The following is a 25,709-nucleotide window of genomic DNA, read 5'->3' as shown; positions in this document are numbered from 1 at the left end:
ATAAATAGGGTTGAAAAACGAAAATTCGCGTTAGGGATTGAACGGCGTGTCTGAGCTCTTTTTTTGATTTTTCTTCAAAAAAAAGCGAGTAGTGAAAGCCCGCCCGAACGCCCAAATTATTCTACTGATTTTTATTGAAAAAATCTTTAGAAATAGATATAAAAAACAAACAATAAGTAAAAAACATAAACATGAAATACGACGTATTAATAATCGGAAGTGGTCCTGGAGGATATGTAACTGCTATTAGAGCATCGCAATTAGGCTTTAAAGTTGGAGTAATTGAAAAAGAAAGTTTAGGTGGAATTTGCTTAAACTGGGGATGTATTCCTACAAAAGCATTGTTAAAATCTGCTCAGGTTTATGATTATTTAAAACATGTTGACCAATATGGTTTAAAAGCGGAAGCAATCGATAAAGATTTTGGAGCAGTTATTAAACGTAGTCGTGGTGTTGCCGAAGGAATGAGCAAAGGTGTTTCTTTTTTAATGAAGAAAAACAAAATTGACATTATTGACGGTTTTGGTAAAATTAAAACTGGTAAAAAAGTTGATGTTACCGCTAAAGATGGTTCTGTAACAGAATATTCTGCTGATAATATTATTATCGCAACTGGTGCACGTTCTAGAGTTTTACCAAATTTACCACAAGATGGTAAAAAAGTAATTGGTTATCGTCAGGCAATGAGCTTACCTAGTCAACCAAAATCTATGATTGTTGTAGGTTCAGGTGCTATTGGTGTTGAGTTTGCACATTTTTATAATTCAATGGGAACGGATGTGACTGTTGTTGAATTTATGCCAAACATTGTACCTGTTGAAGATATTGATGTATCTAAACAAATGGAGCGTTCTTTCAAAAAATCGGGTATTAAAGTAATGACAAGTTCATCTGTTGAAACTGTTGATACTTCTGGCGATGGCGTAAAAGCTACCGTTAAAACTAAAAAAGGTGAAGTTGTTTTAGAAGCAGATATTTTATTATCGGCTGTTGGAATTAAAACAAATATCGAAAACATCGGTTTAGAAGATGTTGGAATTATTACCGATAGAGATAAAATTTTAGTAAACGATTTTTATCAAACAAATATTCCTGGTTATTTCGCTATTGGTGATGTAACTCCTGGACCAGCTTTAGCACACGTTGCTTCTGCTGAAGGAATTACTTTAGTTGAAAAATTAGCTGGTTTACATACCGAAGCTATCGACTATGGAAATATTCCTGGTTGTACCTATGCTACTCCTGAAATTGCTTCTGTTGGAATGACAGAAAAACAAGCAAAAGAAGCTGGTTACGATTTAAAAGTTGGTAAATTTCCATTCTCTGCCTCTGGAAAAGCTACGGCTGCCGGAACTACAGATGGTTTTGTAAAAGTAATTTTTGATGCAAAATACGGTGAATGGTTAGGTTGTCATATGATTGGTGCAGGTGTTACCGATATGATTGCGGAAGCTGTTTTAGGTAGAAAATTAGAAACTACTGGTCATGAAGTTTTAAAAACAATTCACCCTCACCCAACAATGAGTGAAGCAGTTATGGAAGCTGTTGCCGATGCTTATGATGAAGTAATTCATTTATAAATCTCTGATTATTTAAAAAATAATTAATATAAAATTTTAAAAACCTCGTCAATTTGGCGAGGTTTTTTTGTTTAAAAATTAAAAGAAGAACCTATTTAAGTTTCATTTAAAAACGTTTTATAGCTGAAAAACAGAATATGCCAAACTGTATTTATTTAAGTTTCTACACAATTTTATAAATTCGATTGATTTTAATGACTAGAAGTAATTAAAAATTTATCATTTTTTTTTGATAAAAAGTTCTCGATACATTTTTTTTAAGGAAAAAAATTACTCGAACTGACAGATTATTATTATTTGTGAATTTTGTAATAAAATTTTATTGACTAAAATTTAAACAGACTCTAAATGTTTGTAAAAAAAATTCAGCTGCAGCCCCTTTATTTTTACGGATTTCCGTAGAATAATGAATTGTTCAATAATAGAGTAATAAATAAGTGTTATCAATAAAAAAAGCCACTAAAAAACTAAAAAAACACTATATAAATGAAATAAAAGCACTTATAATAGCGTTAATTAAATACCAAACAAACAAAAAGTGATACAATATTACCACAAATAGATTAAAAACACTCATAATCAAACAACAAAACGTATCTTCACACTATATTAACATAATCTTAACTATATAACTGACAATTATATACTAAAAAAAACAATCCTTAAATGAGAAAAAATTTTACTCTTATCCTATTGATTTTGGTTTCAGCTTTATACTCCAAAATTTATTCACAATCGGAACGCGCCTGTAAAGCAAGTATTCAGAATGAACTTTATTTTAAAAGTAATCCTGAAGCTAGAAAAGAATATATTGAGTTTAATAAAAGCTCAAGAACAATGTCAAAAAGTCAAAGAAATAAACTACCAAGTACATATACTGTACCTGTTGTATTTCATGTATATGGTGAAGTACAAAGTGGTTTAACTGTAACTACTGATAAAATTAAAGTAGCTTTACAAAAAATGAATGAAGACTTTCAAGGTTTAAATGCAGATTTTGCAACTGTTGATGCACAATTTGCTCCTATAAAAAGTACTTTAGATGTTGAATTTAAATTAGCACAACTAGATCCTAATGGAAACTGTACTAGTGGTGTTGTTTATTATGATGAAAAATCTGGTTATGGTGGAACAGGTTCTGATGCAGCTGTTGCCGCTGATGCTTGGGACAACTACAAATATGTTAACATATACATCCAGAATGATTTATATGGTGATGGTAGTACAACAAACTCAGGTGTAGCATGGTACCCTAATACATCTATGTCAGATAGTGGTACTGCAAGAGTTGTATATAACGGTGCTTATTTACATGGAAATACTGGTGATGAATTTGCTTCTGTATTAACTCATTGAACTTGGTCACTTTTTAAACCTTATACACACTTTTGATGGTGGTTGTACAATGCCTAATGATGAAGTTTTAGATACTCCTGCCGAAGCAGAATCAGTGGTTCCTGATGGATCTTGTACACCTAGTTTAAACTGTTTTGGTGAAAACATTAACTACGAAAACTACATGGGGTACAATGGTGCTGCATACGGTTGTTATAGTATGTTTACAAAAGGACAAACAGATCGTATGTTAGCTGCATTACAACATCCTGCACGTGTTACATTATGGACTGCTCAAAACTTAATAGATACTGGTGTTAATAATACTGGTGGTTCTTTAATCACTGACACTAATAGTGTTAAAGAAATGGTAAGTAATGACGGTAGCTTTAATCAAACTGTAACTATAACTCTTGATAACGCTGAATTTTCTGCTGCTTCAGGTTCTCTTACGGAAAATACAGATTATACTTTAGCTTTACCTCAAGGTTTAAGCTCTTCTATTCAAGTTACTTCTTTAACTACTGCAACATTAACTTTAACAGGTACAGCAACTAGTCATACTACAACAAACAATGAAACTAAAAACTTAAGTTTTAATGTTTCATCTTTTTCTGGAGCATCTAACTTATCTTGTACTACAGTTGGTTTAGATTTTAAATTTTATGATCCATTCGAAATTATTTATTCGAACATTGATGATATTTCTGCTACAACAGGAGCTACTTGGGACAACCTTAATTTAACTCTTATTAATGGAGATTATACTTATGGTACATGGGCATATGTAACAGGTCATTTAAAAATTGAAACTTATGGTAAAAAATTAGTTACAAATACAGGAACAAGAGATATTACTCTTTTAGAGCAAGGTGATCTTATTTCTACTGCAAGTAATTTTACTGCTCCAGAAGATTATCCTGGTCAATTAGATATTAGATATGATGGTTATACGGCATGGGAAGGTAAAACTGGTTATATTGGTTTTACTACAGACCATAATGGAGAAACTATTAACGGATGGATGAAAGCTAGTGTTTCTGCAGATGGTGAAACTGTTACTGTATATGAATATGCTTTTTCTACAGAACCAAATGGTGATATTTTAGCTGGTCAAACATTAATTGACGCTAATGCAGCTGAATTACTTTTAGCTTCTAATATAGCTTCTGAAACCTCTGATAATAATGGTAATGTTAATTTTTCTACAGAAATTAGTGTTTCTGGTACTGCTCAATTTGCTAACAAAACTTTTGTTGCTGGTGTAGATTTTACAACTAATGCACCTAATAATTATACTGTTGAAGTAAATTATATAAATGGAACACAAGTTAATTTAGTTATTGTTGGTACAGCTGCAAATCATGCTGAAGCAAATAATACTGCTTATAATGTAACATTTAATGCAGCTGCTTTTAGTACTGGTTATAATAATATTACTAATCAAACTAATAGTATTGATATTAAATTTCTTGATCCTTATACTATAATTACAGGAACACTTAATGCTGCTGCAACTACTGCTGCAAACTGGCAATGGTTTTCTATTCCTGAGTTAGATGGTGATTATTATGACTATGGAGCATTTATTCCATCTGCACAAACTTTACAAGTTGAAACATATGGAAAAAGTTTAATTGCTAATGCTACAACAAAAGATATTACTTTATTAAATAATGGTGAATTAATTTCAACAGCAAGTAACTTTACTCCTGGTCTTTACCCTGATTTATTAAATATATATACAAATACATATACTGCTTGGGATAACAAAACAGGATATATTGGATTTGAATCTAAATATAAAGGTAATACAGTATATGGATGGTTTAAAGCTACTGTTGATGCTAATGGTGATGGTTTTTCTATTTCTGAATATGCTTTTTATACAAAGCCACAAGGTGCAATTGAAGCAGGTAGTACTGTTATACCGACTTCTAGTACCAATACATGGACAGGAGCTAGTGATAGTAACTGGAATAATGCAGCAAACTGGGATACTAACACAGTACCGACAAGTACTAGTGATATTATTATACCTGCAAACTTAAATCAGTTTCCTACTATAAACACTCCTACTACTGTAAATACAGTTGTTATTGAATCAGGAGCTACTTTAATTACAAATAGCACGTTAACAGCTACTGTTACTTATAAAAGAAATTTAGCAACTAGTAACTGGTATTTAATAGCGTCTCCATTAAACAATGAAACATTAGCTGATATGGTATCAAATAACATATTTGCAGCAAGTGGGACTGGAGCTATTGGAATTGCTCCATATAAAAATGATGGAACTGCTTGGGATTACCAAATGTCTAATGCTAATTTAAATATTACTTCAGGTAAAGGATACTCTGTAAAATTAAAAGTTGCTGAAGATCTTATATTCACTGGTAATACTAATTCAGAAACTGTTACACTTCCTATAACTACAGCTACAAATAGCTATAATTTAGTAGGAAACCCTTATACTTCTTATATTAATTTAGGAGAGTTTTTTAACGCGAACCCTTTAACAAATGTTGTATCTGAAGCTACTGCTTGGGTATGGAATCAAGCAACTAGTAGTTATGATTTAAAATTAGCAGGTATTGATGATACTTTTCAAGTAGCTCCAGGACAAGGTTTCTTTATTAGTGCTGCAGCAAATACTAATGTAACTTTTGATAAAGCTAATCAATCACATACTACTGGTGTTTTTCAAAAACAAGCAAATACTAAAACTCAAGTTAATATAACTGCTACTTCTAGTAACGGAGCTGTTAAAACTACTAAATTATATTATTTAGAAGGAGCTACAACTGGTTTTGATAATGGTTTTGATGGTACTGTATTTAAAGGAGCTAAAAGCAACTTTAATATGTATTCTAAATTAGTTAGTAAAGAAAACACTAAAGAATATGCTGTTCAGTCTTTACCTAAAGAAAACTTAGAAACAACTATCGTTCCTGTTGAATTAAAAGTAGCGACTGATCAAACAATTGTTTTTTCTGCTGATTCATTTAATTTACCTAATGATACACAAGTTTTTATAGAAGATAAAGAAAATAACGAGTTTGTTAATTTATCTGAAGGAAATTATAGTGTAGCTTTAAAAGGAAATGCTAATACAGCTAATCAATTTTTTGTACACACTTCTAATAAAGTAAATGATGAAGAAATTACTTTAAATGATATTTCTGTATATCAATCGGCTAAAAACGAGTTAACTATTACAGGATTACAAGCTGAAGGTAATTCAATTACTATTTACTCAGCAATAGGAAAACAAGTAATGGCTAAAACTTTTAACTCTAATGGAACTAAAGTAATAGACTTACCTAAAGTTTCTTCAGGAGTTTATGTTATAAACGTAACAAGTGGAGCTAAAAAGGTTAACAAAAAAGTTATTTTAAATAATTAAGAAAAAAATTAAGATGAAAAAACAAGATATATCTAAAGACACAAACATAAGCCGTGGAGAGGCTTTAAAGAAAATGGGTAAATATGGTAAGTATGCTGCTTTAACAGCTATTGGTACTTATATTGTATTAAACCCTCAAAAGGCACAAGCAGCTAGTCCTACTGGACCTGAAGCTCCAGGTACAGCTTTTTAATAAAGCTTTTATTTAATCTTTATTTATCTCCAAGAACTTCGGTTCTTGGAGATTTTTTTTTCATCATTAACTATTAATTAATTTAGTTGTCTTGTTCAGTATTTCTCTTTTTTTGTATATTTAGATAAATTAACAATGATAAAAAAATAAAAATGAAAGCAAAATATCAAAATGTTTTAAATTTAGGTCAAGAATTAAATATTAAAAACGGAGACGTAAAAGAAGAAAACGGTGTTTTACATGTTAGTGGAACTGCAAAAAACCAATATGAAAAAAACTTACTTTGGGATGCTATAAAAGCAGTTGGAGGAGAAAACCCTACTGATATCATTGCTGATATTACAATTGAAGATACTACTGTATTTGCAAATCATACTGTAGTAAGTGGAGATACATTAGGTAAAATTGCAAAACAATATTACGGTGATGCAATGAAATATAGCGAAATTTTTGAAGCTAACAATAGTATTTTAAAATCTGCTGATGCTATTAGTATCGGTCAAGAATTAGTAATTCCTAATTTATAAGAGTTACTTTTATTATATTTTTATTAAAACCGAAACAAATTGTTTCGGTTTTTTTATTTCTATAATTAATTATAAAGTATCAAGTTCTTTTCAGTTAATAATTCATTTATAATTTTTTACATAAAGTAACAATGCTGTCTAAATAATATGAATATAGAAAAAAATTTATGTTTCTATCGTACATTTGCCCAGTGCTATGTAGCATTTAGATAAATTAATAAAATTAAATACCTATGAGTAAAAAAATTATGTTCACTACTATAGCTCTAGGAATGTTTGTATCAAATCTGCAAGCAAAACCTACTGAAGTATTGAAAATAAGCTCTTTTAAAACTTTATTATTAAAAAAAGATAATAAAAAGCAAGTAAAAAGAGATACTGTAAAAGTTAAAAATAATCAAAAAATTACTATTTACGGAAGCTTAAGACCTTCTATTACCTATCGAAATGATAGAGCAAAAAAAATTGAAAGTCTTGATGTTACAGATTTTTTCTCTCGATTAGGATTTAAAGCGGAACAAAAAATAGATAAAAATTTAACAGCATTTGTTAGAGGAGAATGGGATATTGATGTTGAAGGTGATGCTGATTTTGGTGATGCTCGTTTAGGATATGCAGGTTTAGAAAGTAAAAAATGGGGAAGAATTGCTATTGGTAAACAATGGTCGCCTCATTATAATATTGTTGCAGAAGTAACTGATGTTTTTAATCATAGATCAAGCCCATTTGCATATGATACTCAAAGTCCTTTTAGAACAAATAATTTAGTTACTTATAGAAATACTTTAGGGAATTTCAAAATTGATACTGGAATACAAATAAATGGAGATTCAGGCTCTACAAACGGTGGAGTTACTGATGATACTTATGGCAGAAGTTATGTTGATGCTGCAATGTTTGGAGTAGGATATACTGCTAAAAGTTTTTACCTAGCAACCTCTTATCTTACTGATGAAGATGCTAATGGTATTAAACGAGATATCTTTGCTTTTGCAGGATCTACAACTCTTTTCAAAAAACTATATACAGCTATTAATTATCAAAATATTAATATTAAAAATGATGCAGGTTTAAAACTTGATGAAAGTACTTTAGATGTTGCTGCTGTGTATTCTTTTAATAAAAGCTACAACGTTAAAACAAGTTATTTTAACTATGATAATGGCACTATAGATGGTAACGGATTTAACATTACATGTGAAAAAAGATTCAATAAAAGTGTTAGAACTTATATTGAAGTTTTAAATTATAATGATTCTGATAAACCTGCTATTACCAATGTATCCGTAGGATTACGTTACGATTTATCTTATAAAGTATTATAGTATAAAAACAGAAAATGGAATCCGTCAAACTGAATTTATTTCAGTTTCACATCCTGATTTACCAGAGTCTGTTTACTAGAGTAGAGTTATTAGCCTTATGCGATGCTGAAATAAATTCAGCATGACGGTTAATCTCATTTTTATTTGATTTTTAAACAGACTATTAGAATAAAAAAACTCGAAGCTATAAAGCTTCGAGTTTTTTATTAAATAATATTAATTTTAAATTATCTAATTAATTTTCTGTATTTAATACGTTTTGGCATTAAATCTCCACCTAAACGTTTCTTTTTATTTGCTTCATATTCAGAGAATCCTCCTTCAAAGAAATAAACTTCACTATTTCCTTCAAAAGCTAAAATATGTGTACAAATTCTATCTAAAAACCATCTATCGTGACTAATAACGACAGCACAACCTGCAAAGTTTTCTAAACCTTCTTCTAATGCTCTTAATGTATTTACATCTAAATCATTGGTAGGTTCATCTAATAATAAAACGTTTCCTTCTTCTTTTAAAGTCATTGCTAAGTGTAAACGGTTACGTTCACCTCCAGAAAGTGTAGAAACTTTTTTGTTTTGTTCGCTTCCACCAAAGTTAAAACGACTTAAATATGCACGAGAATTTACTTGCTTCCCTCCCATCATTACTAAATCTTGACCTTCAGAGAAATTCTCCCAAATAGATTTATCAGCATCAATGTTAGAATGCGCCTGATCTACATAAGCAATTTTTGCAGTTTCACCTACTTTAAAGCTTCCGTTATCAGGAGTTTCTTCTCCCATTATCATTTTAAAGATAGTAGTTTTACCCGCACCGTTTGGTCCGATAATTCCAACGATTCCCGCTTGTGGAAGATTAAATTCTAAATTATCGTATAATAATTTATCTCCAAAAGCTTTTGAAACTCCACTAGCTTCAATAACATTTGTTCCTAAACGTGGACCATTTGGAATATAAATTTCTAACTTTTCATCAGTTTGTTTCTCATCTTGGCTCATTAATTTATCATAGTTCTTCAAACGTGCTTTTTGCTTTGTTTGACGACCTTTTGCTCCTTGACGAACCCATTCTAATTCTCGTTCTAATGTTTTTTGACGCTTAGAAGCAGTTTTGCTTTCTTGTGCCATTCTTGTTGATTTTTGATCTAACCAAGAAGAGTAGTTTCCTTTCCAAGGAATTCCTTCACCTCTATCTAATTCTAAAATCCAACCAGCAACGTTATCTAAGAAATATCTATCATGCGTTACAGCAATTACAGTTCCTTTATATTGTGCTAAATGATGCTCTAACCAGTGTACAGATTCAGCATCCAAGTGATTGGTAGGCTCATCTAATAATAAAATTTCTGGTTCTTGTAATAATAATCTACATAAAGCAACTCTTCTTCTTTCCCCTCCTGATAAGTTTTTAATTGGAGTATCACCATCTGGAGTACGTAAAGCATCCATAGCAATTTCTAATTTAGTATCAAGTTCCCAAGCATTAGAAGCATCAATTTTATCTTGAAGCTCTGCTTGTTGCGCCATTAACTTGTCCATTTTATCAGCATCAGAATACACTTCTTCTAAACCAAACATATCGTTGATTTTGTTGTATTCCTCTAAAATAGCTACAGTTTCTGCAACACCTTCTCTTACTATTTCAATAACTGTTTTGGTTTCGTCTAATTTTGGTTCTTGCTCTAAATAACCAACTTTATAACCTGGTGAAAAAGTTACATCACCTTGAAAATTTTTCTCTACTCCTGCAATTATTTTTAATAAAGTAGATTTACCCGATCCGTTTAAACCTAAAATACCAATTTTAGCTCCGTAGAAGAAACTTAAATAAATATCTTTTAAAACTTGTTTATTCGTACTTTGATAGGTTTTTGAAACCTTATTCATTGAAAATATAACCTTCTTATCGTCTGACATTTTTGTGCTATTTTTTTATTAATTAAACTCTTCCTTTTAAGGCGTTGAAAACCCATGCATTTGCAAAAAATCCTAAACCTACTGCTCCAAAACCATATCCTGCTACATCATCATATCTAAAAGCCCCTAGTAACACTAGTAAAAGACCTATTAAAACCATTATAATTGTTGCCCAAGCGAGGACATTATTTTTATTCATTGCCATAATTTACTCTTTAAAAAAATATCTGCGACAAATATCGGCTTTTATTTTATTATTTCTAATTACTAATAGTGCATTTTTCTCTTAAAAACATAGTATAATTATTGATTTTTTATAATTTATTGTTTGATATAAGTACTATTTTTCACTTAAATACAGTTATTATTATTTTCTGAAAATAAAAAAACAACCTAAAATATAATAGAATAGTATAAATTTCTAGCCCCGATTAAAGCAATTGTTTGAGCTCTTTTTTGTTTTTTTCTTTTGAAAAAAAACAAAAAAAGCGAGTGCGGAAAGCGGGAAATTGCTTCAAAAAACTATTTTTATTGATTTATGTATTAAAATAAAAACACAAAAAAACCTCACTAAAAATGAGGTTTTAATTAAAAATATTTTTCTACTGTTTTCTACCTAATTTACGTAACGCAACCCATTGTTTCATCATATCTCTAGCATCAGTTGCAGGATATCCAAGTACGGTTTTTCCTGCAGGAACATCAGCAATAACACCAGAACCAGCACCTACAACCGCTCCTGAATGAATCGTTGTATGGTCTTTAATAGAAGCACTTCCGCCAATAATAACGCCATCGCCTAAGGTTACTGACCCTGCTAAACCACTACTTCCTGCCATAATACAGAATTTACCTAGTACCGAATTATGACCTATTTGAACCAAGTTATCAATTTTACAACCATCGCCTAAAATAGTTGAGCTAAATTTACCTCTATCGACACATGAATTTGCACCAATTTCTACTTGATTTCCAATAACTACATTTCCGATATGTGGAATTTTTGTTAATCCTTGTGCGCTTGGTCTGTAACCAAAACCATCAGCTCCGATACTTACATTATTATGAAAAATACAGTTATTTCCGATAACACTTCTTTCTCTAATTACCGTACCCGACCAAACCGTGGTATTTTGACCGATAGTAGTATCGTCAAAAATAGTAACATTTGGATATAAAATAACTCCGTTTGCTAACACAACATTTTTACCAATATAAGCATTTGCTCCAATTTTACAGCCTTCGCCTATTGTTGCAGTTTTATCGATTACAGCCGTTGGATGAATAGCTATTTCAAAATGTGGTGCTTCTGGTTGAAAAGCTTCTAATAATGTTGCCATGGCTAAATCGGCATTAGCAACTTTTATAAATGCTTTATTTTGTTCTGGCTGAATATCTAACTTACTACATACAATAGCGGCACTTGCGTTAGAATTATTCCATAAATCAGCAAATTTTTTATTTCCAATAAAAGTTATTTGTCCTTTTTCTGCTTTTTCTATTTGCTCTGGAGCTGTAATTTCTTCAGAACAATTACCTACTAATTCACCTTTTAATAATGAACTAATTTCTTTTATTGTAAATGATTTCATGTTGGGGTTATCTAATTAAGTTTGCTAAAAATACTGTTTAATTTGTTAGCAAAAAAAAATCCTGCATAAAGCAAGATTTTTAATATTATGATAATTGTTTTTATTAAATTTCAGCAGCTAATCTACTTCCTTGGTTGATAGCTCTTTTTGCGTCTAATTCTGATGCAAAATCAGCACCACCAATTACATGTGTTTTTATACCTTTTTCTTCTAAAGGAGCAATTAATTCTTTAAGCGGAAGTTGTCCTGCACAAATAATTACATTATCTACTGCTAGTATTTTTTGTTCCTCACCTTGCGTATAATGCAAACCTTCATCATCAATTTTAATGTATTCAACCTCATTTATAAATTGTACTTTTTTCTTTTTTAAAGCTGCACGATGAATCCAACCAGTAGTTTTACCTAAGTTTGCACCAAATTTACCTTTACTTCGTTTAAACATAAAAATTTCTCTTGGCGATGGATGAACTTCTGCAACAACTCCTTCTATTCCACTTCTAGCGGTAAGCGTTTTGTCAATTCCCCATTCTTGTAACCAAGCATCAATATTTAAAGCTGTACTTTCGCCTTCATGTGCTAAATATTCTGATACATCAAAACCAATTCCACCAGCACCAATAACTGCCACACGTTTTCCAACAGTTTTTTTATGCTTAATTACATCGATATAATTTAATACTTTTTCGTGTTCTATTCCGTTAATTCTTGGCATCCTTGGTGTAATTCCTGTGGCAATAATTACCTCATCAAAATTACCTTTTGATAAATCATCAGCAGAAACTCTTGTATTTAATTTTACAGTTACGTTATGTAAACTTAACTGTTTATTAAAGTAACGAATAGTTTCGTAAAACTCTTCTTTTCCAGGTATTTGCTTCGCGATATTAAACTGACCACCTGTTTCTTTATCAGCATCAAAAAGTGTTACTTCGTGCCCTCTTTGAGCAGCAATTGTTGCTGCTGATAAACCTGCTGGACCTGCACCAACTACAGCTATTTTTTTCTTTTTTGATGTTTGATTATAATTGAATTCTGTTTCACGACAAGCTCTAGGATTTACTAAACAACTTGCTACTTTTTTCTGAAAAGCATGATCTAAACACGCCTGATTACAAGCAATACAGGTATTTATTTCATCATCACGTTCTTCTTTTGCTTTGTTAACCCATTGTGGATCTGCTAAAAACGGGCGTGCCATTGAAACCATATCTGCACGCCCCTCTGCTAATACTTTTTCGGCAGTTTCGGGCATATTAATTCGATTAGAAGTAATTAAAGGAATCGATAATTCTTCTTTCATCTTTTGTGTAACCCAAGTAAATGCGGCTCTTGGTACTGATGTTGCGATGGTTGGTATCCGTGATTCGTGCCAACCGATACCTGTATTTATAATAGTTGCTCCTGCTTTTTCTATTTCTTTTCCTAATTGTACGACCTCTTCCCAAGAACTTCCTTGTTCTACCAAATCTAACATTGATAATCTATAAATGATAATAAAACTTTCACCTACAGCTTCTCTTATTTTTTGAACTAATTCTACTGCTAAACGGATTCTATTTTTATAAACTCCTCCGTAATTATCAATTCTTTTATTGGTTCTTTTTACAATAAATTGATTTATTAAATATCCTTCAGACCCCATTATTTCAACACCATCATAACCTGCTTGTTGCGATAATTTAGCACAATTCACAAAATCTTTAACAGTTCTTCGGATTCCTGATTGTTTTAATTCAAAAGGTTTATACGGATTAATAGGTGCTTGTATTTTTGAAGGTGCTACCGTTAGTGGATGATAACCATAACGACCCGAATGTAAAATTTGCATACAGATTTTACTACCTTCTTTATGTACCCTATCTGTAATAACTTTATGTTCTCTAGCATGTTTTTTAGTGCTCATTCGTGCTGAAAATGGCGCAGTCCAACCTTGAATATTCGGAGAAATACCTCCTGTTACAATTAACCCAACTCCACCTCTAGCACGTTCGGCATAATATTCGGCTATTTTTTGAGTTCCATTTTTCTCTTCCTCTAAACCTGTATGCATAGAACCCATTAAAATACGATTCTTTAATGTTGTAAAACCTAAATCTAATGGTTCAAAAATATGTTTGTATTTCATCTATCGAATATTTAAAATGTTATGCACGCATAATAAAATGCAAGATACGTTTTTTGTTTAAAAAAAAAGATAGTTAACATAAATTAATACTTAAACTAAAGCACATAAATTGTCAGCTAACTCTTTTTTTAAATCCTCTAAAAAAACATTAAGTTGTTCTTTTTTGATACCAGGAACACAAATTACATGGGCAATATCTTCTTCTGATGCTAATTGATATTTTTTACATATTTCATCCGAAGGCTTTTCTAATACAACAGTTAAAGCTTCTTTATTTCGCCACGCTTTTATACCTATATTATTTAATTCATTTTCTAAATATCCTGCTAATTCTTGTGATTCTTTTACTCTTCTAGCTAAACCTTCTTTTCCATGTTTTTGAATAAAAGACCATAAAAATAAAGGAGTTAATCCGTTACGAGACCCTGTTATGGTAGTATCAAAAGTACCTACATAAGACACCGAATTTGCAATACGATCTCTGTGTTTTCTCTTTGCCATTACAATTCCACAAGGAATTGGACCTCCTATAAATTTATGTCCTGATATTGCGATACTATCAACACCTTCAGAAAAATCAAATTTTGGTTTTGGCGTTACAAATGGTGCTATCGTTCCTAAAAAAGCAGCATCACAATGTATATAATAATCTTTTACAGCATATTTTTTGATAATTCTTTTAATTTCATCAAGCTTATCAACAGCTTCTGTCATGGTAGTACCAATATTCAAAAAGAAAATAGCTGGTTTATCTCTACGTAACATTAAAATTTGTTCTAAATCATCATAATCCATTTCTCCATTATCCTGACTTCTAACAACAATATTTTTGATATTTAATAAATGTAAATTCTTTTTCACACTATAATGTGTTGATTCACTATAATATACCACAGCATCAGGAAAATTTTCTCTAGCAAGATATAAACCATATAAATTCCCTTCAGTTCCTCCATTAGTAACGTATCCCCAAGTTTCTTTTACGTTTGATGAAAGAATATCAGCAAAAAAAGATATACACTCTTTTTCGATATCTTTTGTATCTATTGCTAAAGTAGAATCAGACTCAGGGTCACCCACGTTATTAATACATAAATCTAAAAAAGGAGCAAATTCTTTATATGAAAAATCTTTTGCTAACGGGTATCCTAAAAAGGTATCTGTATTTTTACTAATCCTATTATATATCTGTTCTATCTTATTCATCATCTATGTTTTTTTCGAATACAAAGATAAAAATCAATATAATAAAACTATTTAAAACCAAATATTAAGAATATTATACTTTTAAAAATAACTTATAAAGAAAAATATACTTTACTTTTGATTTATAGAACCTTAAACAGAAATATATACTATGCAACAACTAGATACTATTGATTTACAATTGATAAATGAACTTCAAACAGACGCAAAACAGTCTATAAAACAACTTTCTCAGAAGGTAAATTTATCGATTACGCCAACACATGAACGCATCAAAAAAATTGAATCAAGAGGGATTATCAAAAAATATGTTGCAATTGTTGATGCTGAATTAATCAATAGAAGTTTGATTGTATATTGTCAAATAACACTATTAAAACATCAAGAATCCGATTTTAAAGAATTTGAAAAACACATCAATTCTTTAGATGAAGTTATGGATGTTTCATACATCGCTGGTGGTTATGATTTTTTACTGAAAGTAATTGTAAGAGATATTCAAGAATATGAACATTTTATCTTAAAAAAAATGTCTCAACTTAAAATTATATCTAATATTCAAAGCTCTTTTGTTATTCGACAAATAAAAAACGAGACTAAAATCACAATAAAATAAAAGATTCTAAGTAATAATTTCATCAAAAAAACACACTATTTTAATTTTGATTTTCCAATTTTAGAGATTGAATATTACATTCTAAATAAAGAAGTAAACGATTATTCACCTCACTACTCAAAACACTGAATTACAATTACTTTAAAAAAATAACTCCTTTTAAAATATATTTTTTTTGGAGTTTTTTTTTTACAAAACCATTAACAACTCTTTTTATATACATATTAAATAAACTACTTCTTAGTCTTTAATTATTCTATTAAAATATTATTTTATCAATTTTATTTGTAATTATCTTAATTCATACTCGTCAAAAGAATCGATCAAGATTGATTCCCAATTTATAAAACAATTAAAAAACAAAATTATGACGATTAGTAGAATGTTATTAAGTACTCTTTTAATGCTGATTTCAGTATTAAGTTTCGCTCAAGGAATTACAGTGCAAGGAATTGCAAGAGACCCAAATAATAATGCAAGACAAAATGAACCTATAACTATTTCAGCAGAACTAAGTTATTTAAACTCAATATCATCAGCTAGTGTAGTAACTTACAGCGAAACAATAACTATTATTACAGATGAGTTTGGCGTATTTTCTACAGTATTAGAAGTTCCTGCTTCTATACAGAGTCTTTTAAGTGCTAATGAACATTACTTAAAAATTTCTGAAGGAACAATGATTATTTCTAACGAATTATTACGTTATGTACCTTATGCTTATTCTGCGTTTAATGGTGTTCCTTCTGGGAGTATAATGCCATATATTGGAGTAACAGCTCCAACTGGTTGGATATTATGTGATGGTAGAAATATACCTATAACAGATGAAACAGTAATACTTAGAGATTTATTAGGTGCAACTGTTACTCCTGATTTAAAAGGTATGTTTTTAAGAGGTACAGGAAGAAGTCCTGTAAATAATGAAAATGGACCAGCTTTAAAGGGTACACAAAATGACAACTTTCAAAGTCACGCACATAACTCAGGAACTTTAAAAACAAATAATACAGGAGCTCATAATCATAACAATGGTGAATATAATAGCCTTCTAAGAGTTAATGGATCTCGTACTTACTCTGGAGGTACAGATAATTCTAATACAGAACCTGATTTACTAAGTAGTAGAGAATTAAGAGATAACGGAAACCATAGTCATACTATTTCAGGAACAACAACATCTGTTGGAAGTAATGAAACTCGTCCTGTAAATTTTGGTGTAAACTACATTATTAAACTTTAAACAACAACTATGTATATAAAAAAAATAGGACTACTATTCCTTTTTGGTATAGTTTGTTCTTTAAATAGTTTTTCTCAGCAAGAATTGATACGGGCTACTTCCCAGTCAATTTCTTCTCAAGATGGAGCAGGAAACAAATGGACTCTACAAGTAGGATCTCCTTATTTAGGAACAAATTCGACAATTAATAAAAGAATAACAACCCCTTTAGATATAAGGTTTCCATGGGGGTACAATTTGTACACGAAACATTTTCTCATGCGTCTTTTGATGTTTCAAAAGGTTATTTCCCAGATAAAATAGCTATAAATTGGACTGTAAAAAACAACTTAGAAGATATCGAATATATTGTTGTTTACAGAAGAGAATTAACTAATGTTCAACAAAACTATGTTAAGATAGCAACTTTACCTGCCATAACGACAAATTATGAAGATAAATATGTGCAAGGTGGAACGCTTTATGAATATAGAATTGATGCCGTAGGTCTTCCTGGATTTAGTGGTACTGGTACAGAATTAAGAGACTATATTACAGGAATCGGTTACAGAAACCCAACAGCTATTATTACAGGAAACATTAACTTTGAAGGAGGAAACCCTGTACAAACAGTAATTATTGAGGCAGAACCTAGCAATGGAGATGAAAACACTAAACGATCTGGTATTAATATACCTAAAGAAACTGGTCTTGACATTAACTTTGTTAATAAGCCAATTACAGATAAATATACCTTTCAAACATGGTTAAAACCTAGTGGTGGAACTTTTGATACTTCAGAATATATTGATTTATTTGTATTACAAAATGCGTCTTATTTAGACACACATAAAACGCAAATAAAAGTAAACTTAGAAGATACAACACCTTATATTGAATTTAATATACAAGGAGCTATTTATAGATTATATAATTATATACCTGCTGGTAGAATTAATGCAAAAGGAGATGAAACATTGCTTCCTATAGCTGATTTTTTAACAGATTTCACGCATGTTACTGTAATCGTAGAAGAAAATACGATTCCTAGATTATTGATTAATGGTACTGAAATTCAACAAGAAGATGTTGATTCATTTAACACTGAATTAAGAAAAGTTAATCCTGATTTTCAAGGACCTGATTATAGTGTTACAATTCCTACTCAAACAACAAGCTTACTTTCTGCTACTGGAACTGTTGAAGAATACAATCATTTTATTGTAGGATCAATAGGTTCTAAATCAATCTATTTAGATGAATTAAGAATCTGGAAATCAACTTTAACAGAAGCTAGAGTTCATGATGATTTTCACAGATATATTAGTGGTGATGATGCTGATTTAATTTCTTATTTTAGATTTGATGAAGGTGTTGGTCGATATGCTTATGATTTATCTCATGAAGGTTTTGAATACAATAAAAACAGGGCTTTTTTAGATGGAGAATTAGCACAAGACATTCCTCATTGGACAAGCGCTGTAAATGATTTACCTAGAAAAAATCAATTAGGTTTCTTAGGTATTACTGATAAAAATGGTAGTTATATTATTTCTGCTATTCCTTATAAAGGAACAGGAGAATCTTATAATATATCGCCAAGACTTGGAGTACATCAATTTGAACCAAATCAACAAATTATATATTTAGGAGAAGATACGCCTGTTGTTAATCAAGTTAATTTTACGGATGTCTCTTCATTTATCTATAGAGGAAAAATTTTATACGATACCAAAGGTGTTTTTAAATCTTTTGTTGAATTAAATAGCCCAGATCCTGCAAATCCTAGTTTTCAAGGATTAACAGACGGAGATCAATATGTTAGTAATTCTAGCCCAGGTCTTTTAGATGAAGGTTATAATTATTATACAAGAGGTCCTCAAAAGTTTTCAAAAGGAGAATATTGGTATAATAATGCAGGTACAACCGATGATGTTAGTGATGATTATTTAGAAAGATATGCAAGAATTGCTTCTGAAGGAGTTAATATTTTAATCGATAATCAAATCGTTTTAGACGAAAACAATACTCCTGTAGTAAGTGATAGTGAAGGTAATTTTGAAATAAGTGTTCCTATTGGAAATCACTATATTTCTGTTGCTAAAACAGGTCATACATTTGAATATAACGGAAGATTTCCTGCAAGTACTTCTCAAACATCTGAATTTTTTGAAGATGCTCAGGAACAAGTAATTTTTGTAGATAAAACAAGAGTTGATATTGTAGGTCGAGTTGTTGGTGGTACTGTTGAAGCAGCTAAAACAATTGGTTTTGGTGATCAAGGAACATACGCTATAAATTATGAAGATAAAAACAATATTCAACAACAAGAAATTGTTAGTTCTGTAAATAATATTGGTACTGCTAATTTAACATTAAGCTATGCGCCTCCAGGTGCTTCTGCTACAGGAAACACACAGTTTTCTTTTTCAACAAATGCAGAAACAGGAGAATATCGAGTTAAAGCTTTACCTTTAATGTATACGATTAATTCAATTGGAGGTTTAACAATACCTACAAATTCGGACATATCAATATTAGAAGCCAATGAATCTTTAGATTTTTCTTCTAATATAACAATTACCAAAACACCAACTTATACAAGTGCTAATGGTGAAGAAGTAACAGGAAAACCTTATCATTTTGAAAAAAGCTTTGTATATAGAGCTACGCCTGTATTAAATGCTTTATCTCAAGTAGGTGAAGACATGTTAGATTTGCCTGATGGAACATCTGTAAAAACAGCAGGAACAGGCTATTTATTTTACAATCAATTTGGTTACTATACCATTGAATTGAGTAGATATGAACCTTATTTTAATTATGACACAAATTCTAATGGTATTGAATTTCAAGTACCTATAAAAGATGGAGAGTTAATAATCACCAATAATCTTGCTTTACAAGATTCTGAAAAAATCATTATTAATGAAGAAGATGAAAGTTTAATTAGTTATCAATTTAGAGGAGGTTTACCTTCTACAGTAGCTCCTTATACTAAATCATTAAATATGTTTTACAGAATTAATTCTATAGACTATCCTGTACAAAATTATACCAATAAAGCAATTTTACTTGGTGGAGAATCAGACGGAAGTCAAACATTTGTAACAGAAGCACCAGATATTCCAGACCTTATTTTAAGAGATCCTCCTGGATCAGAAAGTTCAGCAACCATAGAAAGTGGTGAAAGTGTTAGTTTTACCACAACCAATAAAATTGCAACCAATACGAATGTCAATAATGAAACTAAGCTTTTATTAGGAATTCGTTTTGCTGCTGGTGGTGGGTTACTTGGTCCTGTTGTTGATACACAAACAAATAATGATTTTATTGCTGGAATAGGTCTTTCTGTGGCTTCTAATGATGCTACAAGCCTTACTAAAACATATACTTTTAGTCAACAAATTTCAACAAGTGATGACCCTAGTTTAGTAGGTTCTAGAGCTGATGTATATATAGGACAATCTAAAAACTATTATTATGGATCGTTTAATAATATTGGTGTTTCAACAATTAAAGATACAGCTACTTTAGAATTAACAAACGATGATGGTGTAGAAATTCTTATCAATAAACAGAAAGCGCTATATTTCAACGAAGAGCCTTCTGATACCTTTTTTGCATATAGCCAAGCTTATATTATTGATGAATTAATACCTTCACTTGAGTTTTTTATTTCACAAATTCAACAAGGATCATTAATACCTGGAGAAGCAGGTGTTTCATCTGAAGACCAGTATATAGAGCAAATTAACCAATGGAAATCGGTTATTCGTGAAAATGAAAAGACAAAGTATGATGCTAAAAATAACCGAGATCAATTAAAAGAGGACACTGAATCATATGTTCAGAATGAAATAAAGCAAATAAAAGCTGCTTTACTTAGCGGTAGTGATCCTTCTTCTGAAGCTATTTTAAATATTCGTCTTCAAGACTCTCAATCATTATTAAAATTAATTAATTCTAATTTTGAAGAAAACATTTCTTTTGATTCTAGTGCAGGAGCGATTACAAGATCTATTGAAACTTCTTTAGTTAGAAACAAAACAAATTCTATTGAAGTAGATATTGAAGAATCTTTGGCTATTACATTTGGTTTTACGTTTAATAAATTTGGTTTTTTAAATACAACCTCAACAAAGTTTAATCAAACATTAGGAACCGAACTTTCTGAAGAAACAGAAACTACTACTAATATTAATTATACACTTCAAGATGGTGATGCTAATAACTTGTTTAGTGTAGATGTTGTAAATTCTTTTGACGGAAATGGTCCTATATTTAGTTTGATTGGAGGTGTTTCTTCTTGTCCTTATGAACGTGCTGAAAAGAGTTTATTTTATAATAAAGCTTCTTATATTACACCTGATTATGACAATCCTGATTATGTTGTTGAAAATATAGAATTACTACCTGAAACATCACGTGAAGAATTAGGATACGCTACACAACAATTAGAAAAACCAGAAATTACGGTTGAAATTGCTAATATAAGTAACGTTCCTGAAAGTGAAACAGCACAATTTAAATTATCATTATTAAATTTAAGTGCCTCAGAAACAACAACAAGCTTTGTTTTACAAGTTAACCCTGCTTCAAATCCGAATAACGCGGTTATTAATGTAGATCCTCAAGGGTTAATTTTTAGTGATGTTCCTTATAATGAACCTATCGACTATTTGCTTACTTTAGATAAATCTGTAGGAGATATTTATGAATATGAAGATATTATTGTCGAATTTAAAAGTATTTGTGATGGTAGTATTGTTAGTAGCGTTAGTCTTTCAGCTTTCTTTACTCCTTCTTGTTCTAGTGTTGCTATAAGTTCGCCTGTTAATAACTGGGTTTTTAATATTGATCAAGCTTTTAACAACGATAATACATCAAATAGTCTTCCTATTAAATTAGTTGATTATAATATAAATTATGAAAGTTTTGAGAAAATCGACTTACAATATCGATTAATTTCATCTCCTAGTTGGACTAATTTACATACTTATTACACATCTCAAGATTATTTAGATGCATCAGAAAGTACAAATAACGTTTCAGTAATCGATACTCCTGAAATTAATTACAATTGGGATATTGTAGGAACAAACGTTAATAATGGTAATTATGAAGTTAGAGCAATTTCTAGCTGTATGAACGGAACAGAATATATTTCTGATGTAATTACTGGTAGAATTGATTTAGATGCACCTGTTGTTTTTGGAACACCAACACCAACCGATGGTATTCTTAGTTATGGTGAAGATATTGTAGTTCGTTTTAACCAACCAATTTCTTACAATCAAGCGGTTAGTTTAATCCAAGTTACAGGACAAACAAATCAGCAAGAAATAAACCATAACGTTTCTGTTAACTTCAATGGAGCTAACAATACTGTAAACATAAATAATCCATTATTTCAAACAGGAGATTTTACTTTAGAGTTTTGGATGAACAATGCAACTACAACAGCAAATGCAACTATTTTAAGTCAAGAAAATGGCGTAAATATAGGTTTAGAAAACGGTCAAATAAGGTTTGAATTTGCAGGAAATACTGTTTCAGGAAGTATTATTAATGATAATTTATTCCATCATTATGCTTTTGTCTATAATTCAGATGAAGGAACGATATCTATATATGAAGATAGTAGTGATATCGCTGTTTTAGAAGTAGCACAAAACGTTCAATATTCATACAATAATCCAATAGTTATTGGAGGAAATACATTTGTAGGAAATATGCACGATTTAAGAATCTGGTCTAAATCATTAACATTAAGTGATGTTGCTTCAAACTTAAATACAAAATATTTAGGTAACGAACGAAATTTAATAGGTTTATGGCCTATGGATGAAGGAAATGGTACTATCGCAAATGATATTGCTCGTTTTAAACATGCCGTAGTTAATACTGATTGGGATATTAAACCAAGTGGAACTTCTTATGAGTTTGAAAATAATCAATATTTAGCTTGTGATGATGTTAGCATTGTTCAAATTAATGATCAAATGGATGTTACACTAAGTTTTTGGGTTAAAACAGATGTAGCACAACAAGCAACTTTATTCTCTAACGGACGAGGTGATGACCAAGATATTGCATCATCAAACGGAACTAGAAACAAATGGGCTATTAATTTAGCTACAGATGGTAACTTGAATTTAATGAACGAAAACAATTCGTACGAATTAACTACAACAAGTGTTACCGATGGTAATTGGCATCATGTTGCTGTTTTATTAAATAGACAAGGTAGTTTAAGAACTTATATAGATTCAGATCTTGTAAGTACCAATAACTCTGAAAATATTTCTGCTTTTTATGGTGATAAAATATGGTTAGGTGCTAGAGGTCATAAAGATTTAGCAGGTATTGAAACTACTGACAACCATTTTACAGGGTATTTATCAGAAGTTAGATTATGGAATACTTTAAGAGATACTAAACAAGTTGATAGAGATCGCTTTTTTGAAATCGATTTTAATACACCTGGTTTATATTTCTACATGAAAATGAACGAACCTGGTGCATTGGCAAATCCATTGCCTAGTTATTATCATATTGATGTAAATGCGCAGGTATTTAGTTCAAATGCGATTATTAATGCTGGTACTTCTAATTATTCAGAAGATGCACCACCTATTAAACCCACTCGAGATTTAACAAATTTTATTGTAGATTATGTAATTAACGGTGATGAATTGATTATAAAACCCAATGTAACGCATCCTTCTGTTATAGAAAATCAAGTATTAGATATTACGGTTAATAGAATGTTTGATGACGTTAATAACGTGCAACAATCACCCGTAACTTGGACAGCTTATATTGATAAAAATCAATTAAACTGGTCAATTGATGGTCAATCTGAAATTGTTGAAAAAAATATCCCTTTCAATCAAGGTGGTACTTTTGAAATCGAAGTTAGAAATAACGGAGGAACATCAACACAATTTAACATCAGTAATATTCCTAGTTGGTTATCATTAACAGCATCATCAGGAACTATAGCACCTGCAAGTGTTATTACCATTACTGGAACTACAGAACAAGAACTTTCTGTTGGAAATTATCAGCATGATATGTACTTAAATAGTGATTACGGTTATGATGAAAAAATTCAATTAAACTTGAATGTAAACTCTGTAGGTCCTGAATGGGAAGTAAATCCTGCTGATTTTGATTATAGCCTTAATATTGTAGGTAAAATTAATATCGATGGAGTATTTGCTGAAAATAATACTGACACTGTTGCTGCATTTGTAAATGGAGAACTTCGAGGTGTATCTTCTTTATTTTATGATGAAGATTACGATGAATACTTTGTTTTTCTTACCGTATATGCAAATCAATCAAGCGGAGAAGAAATTAGTTTTAAAGTTTGGGATGCATCTACCGATGTTATTTATCCTGTTACTATCAGTAATAAATTAACAATACCTTTTGTTGATAATAATATTATGGGAACTAAACAAGCTCCTGAGATTTTTGAAAATTCAGATGAATTATATCAATCTATAAACCTTAACAGCGGTTGGACTTGGACGTCATTTTTTGTGAACGATGCTAATTTATCAGACATCAACACCTTAACTGCCGATTTAAATTTAGCAACATCAGACAGAATTTTAAGTAATTCACCGTCTTTATTAGAAACCTACCAACAATACAACGACCCTAATTTAAGTGGTTGGTCAGGATCTATAACTAGCGTTGCTGGAGGATTGAATACTAATCAAATGTATAAAGTGTACACAAATAACACAAATACATTAAATGTTTCAGGAATTAAAGTTGATTTAAACACTTGGTCATTTCCAATACAAGAAAACTGGAACTGGTTACCGTATGTTGTTTCTAGAAATACTCCTTTAAATGAAGCATTGGCTAATTTTAACGCGACGGATGGCGATGTAATTAAATCTCAAAATAAATTCGCAATTTATGACGCTTTAAATAATAGTTGGTCTGGTAATTTAAATTTCCTTGAACAAGGAAAAGGATATATGCTTAAGTCAGCAGAAAACCAAATATTTACTTATCCTTCTTATTTAGATGAAAATTTAAGTAAAAGCAGTATTGTTAATAGCGCAAAGAGAAGTAGTTCAACAGTTGAAACTACTACTTTTAATAAGTACGCTTCAAATATGAACGCTATTGTAAAAATTCCTGCAGATTATAGTATGCTTAAAATTTACAATTCAAACGGAGAAATTCGAGGTGAATCTGAAGCTATTAATATCGATGGAGAGAATTTACATTTTATCTCAATATTTTCTGATACATCAGAAAAACTTACCTTTTATATTCAAAAAAGTGATGGTTCTAAAGAAGAAATTACTTCTGAATCGGTACAGTTTAAGAATAACGCTGTATTAGGTACAATTCTAAATCCAATAGTAATTGGAACTTTAGATGAGGAAATCCAAATTTTTCCAAATACTTTTGATGATTATCTAAAAATAAATTTCAAAAAACAACAAACAAATGTTGCTGTTAAAATTTATTCAACAATAGGTCAAGTTTCTTATCAAAAGAACTATAAAATGGATCAAAATAACAAGCTTTTAATTCTTAATGATTTTAATTTATCAAGCGGAAATTATATTATAAAGGTTGTTACAGATTCTAATACTGTAATTAAACATCTAATAAAAAAATAG

14 protein-coding genes are annotated in these 25,709 nt (G+C 30.4%); 9 read left to right on the top strand and 5 right to left on the bottom strand.

Annotated elements, in window-relative coordinates; genetic code table 11:
• Nucleotides 1-191 precede the first annotated feature (191 nt).
• From lpdA to PG913_RS04625, 6 genes are all read left to right on the top strand, one after another.
• On the top strand, nucleotides 192-1,580 hold the full coding sequence (gene lpdA, locus PG913_RS04650; RefSeq protein WP_271231836.1) for a dihydrolipoyl dehydrogenase: 1,389 nt from the start codon (nucleotides 192-194) through the stop codon (nucleotides 1,578-1,580).
• 666 nt (nucleotides 1,581-2,246) lie between these two features.
• Nucleotides 2,247-2,936 (top strand): M43 family zinc metalloprotease, encoded by a 690-nt coding sequence (locus PG913_RS04645; RefSeq protein ID WP_271231835.1) that lies wholly within the window; start codon nucleotides 2,247-2,249, stop codon nucleotides 2,934-2,936.
• Nucleotides 2,932-6,321 (top strand): M43 family zinc metalloprotease, encoded by a 3,390-nt coding sequence (locus tag PG913_RS04640; RefSeq protein WP_271232129.1) that lies wholly within the window; start codon nucleotides 2,932-2,934, stop codon nucleotides 6,319-6,321. The genes PG913_RS04645 and PG913_RS04640 overlap by 5 nt, the downstream gene beginning before the upstream one ends.
• A gap of 13 nt (nucleotides 6,322-6,334) precedes the next feature.
• Nucleotides 6,335-6,514, top strand: a complete 180-nt coding sequence (locus tag PG913_RS04635; protein ID WP_271231834.1) for a hypothetical protein — start codon at nucleotides 6,335-6,337, stop codon at nucleotides 6,512-6,514.
• Nucleotides 6,515-6,666: 152 nt separating this feature from the next.
• Nucleotides 6,667-7,041, top strand: coding sequence for a LysM peptidoglycan-binding domain-containing protein (locus tag PG913_RS04630; protein WP_271231833.1), 375 nt, complete (start codon nucleotides 6,667-6,669; stop codon nucleotides 7,039-7,041).
• Between the two features lie 233 nt (nucleotides 7,042-7,274).
• A complete protein-coding gene (locus PG913_RS04625) occupies nucleotides 7,275-8,366 on the top strand; it encodes a porin (protein WP_271231832.1) in 1,092 nt (363 codons plus the stop codon).
• Nucleotides 8,367-8,593: 227 nt separating this feature from the next.
• Here the strand turns inward: PG913_RS04625 and ettA are convergent, their stop codons facing one another.
• The 5 genes from ettA to PG913_RS04600 all read right to left on the bottom strand — a co-directional run bounded on the left by ettA (nucleotide 8,594) and on the right by PG913_RS04600 (nucleotide 15,211).
• Entirely contained in the window at nucleotides 8,594-10,285 is a 1,692-nt protein-coding gene (gene ettA / locus PG913_RS04620) for an energy-dependent translational throttle protein EttA (RefSeq protein ID WP_271231831.1), read from the bottom strand.
• Nucleotides 10,286-10,307: 22 nt separating this feature from the next.
• Nucleotides 10,308-10,490 (bottom strand): CAL67264 family membrane protein, encoded by a 183-nt coding sequence (locus tag PG913_RS04615; RefSeq protein ID WP_271231830.1) that lies wholly within the window; start codon nucleotides 10,488-10,490, stop codon nucleotides 10,308-10,310.
• A 397-nt stretch (nucleotides 10,491-10,887) separates the two neighbouring features.
• Nucleotides 10,888-11,877: a UDP-3-O-(3-hydroxymyristoyl)glucosamine N-acyltransferase gene (gene lpxD / locus PG913_RS04610; RefSeq protein ID WP_271231829.1), complete on the bottom strand. Its 990-nt coding sequence runs from the start codon at nucleotides 11,875-11,877 to the stop codon at nucleotides 10,888-10,890.
• A gap of 103 nt (nucleotides 11,878-11,980) precedes the next feature.
• Complete coding sequence (locus PG913_RS04605) at nucleotides 11,981-14,005, bottom strand: NADPH-dependent 2,4-dienoyl-CoA reductase (protein WP_271231828.1); 2,025 nt, start codon at nucleotides 14,003-14,005, stop codon at nucleotides 11,981-11,983.
• Between the two features lie 90 nt (nucleotides 14,006-14,095).
• Nucleotides 14,096-15,211, bottom strand: coding sequence for a histidine decarboxylase (locus PG913_RS04600; protein ID WP_271231827.1), 1,116 nt, complete (start codon nucleotides 15,209-15,211; stop codon nucleotides 14,096-14,098).
• Nucleotides 15,212-15,362: 151 nt separating this feature from the next.
• On the opposite strand from PG913_RS04600, the gene PG913_RS04595 reads away from it, so the two are divergent.
• The 3 genes from PG913_RS04595 to PG913_RS04585 all read left to right on the top strand — a co-directional run bounded on the left by PG913_RS04595 (nucleotide 15,363) and on the right by PG913_RS04585 (nucleotide 25,709).
• Nucleotides 15,363-15,827, top strand: coding sequence for an Lrp/AsnC family transcriptional regulator (locus PG913_RS04595; protein WP_271231826.1), 465 nt, complete (start codon nucleotides 15,363-15,365; stop codon nucleotides 15,825-15,827).
• Between the two features lie 367 nt (nucleotides 15,828-16,194).
• Nucleotides 16,195-17,070, top strand: a complete 876-nt coding sequence (locus PG913_RS04590) for a tail fiber protein (RefSeq protein ID WP_271231825.1) — start codon at nucleotides 16,195-16,197, stop codon at nucleotides 17,068-17,070.
• Between the two features lie 224 nt (nucleotides 17,071-17,294).
• Nucleotides 17,295-25,709, top strand: a complete 8,415-nt coding sequence (locus tag PG913_RS04585) for a LamG-like jellyroll fold domain-containing protein (protein ID WP_271231824.1) — start codon at nucleotides 17,295-17,297, stop codon at nucleotides 25,707-25,709.

This window comes from Tenacibaculum pacificus (genome assembly GCF_027941775.1).
Taxonomy (GTDB): Bacteria; Bacteroidota; Bacteroidia; order Flavobacteriales; family Flavobacteriaceae; genus Polaribacter; species Polaribacter pacificus_A.
The sequence above is the reverse complement of the archived record's forward strand: the minus strand, read 5'-3'. Positions and strand labels throughout refer to the sequence as shown.